Raw genomic sequence first — 217 nt, 5'->3', positions numbered from 1 at the left:
CGGAGCGATGACCACCGTTCGCTACGCCGAAAAGACGGCTCCGGGGCGGACGCCGGAGACGCTGCTTCCAGACGATGCAGTAAAGGGATCGGACCCGAAGCATCCTCTGGCGCTTAGCCCGAAGGCCCTCGCTGAGGGTTGGCGTGCGGTCGCGATCGCTTCACCAGGCAAGGTTCGAGCGAAGGAGTTGCAAGCCTACCTTCAAGCGGCCGTCTAC

1 protein-coding gene is annotated in these 217 nt (G+C 64.1%); it reads left to right on the top strand.

The window, feature by feature from the left end; all coding sequences use genetic code 11:
* Positions 1-7 precede the first annotated feature (7 nt).
* Positions 8-217: hypothetical protein (locus tag GSQ80_RS09245; protein WP_158787386.1), on the top strand; the 210-nt coding region annotated here is incomplete at its 3' end.

The organism is Granulicella sp. L46 (assembly GCF_009765785.1).
In the GTDB taxonomy this organism is placed as follows: domain Bacteria; phylum Acidobacteriota; class Terriglobia; order Terriglobales; family Acidobacteriaceae; genus Granulicella.
Note: the sequence above shows the minus strand (reverse complement) of the source record. Positions and strands in the feature narration are given on the sequence as shown.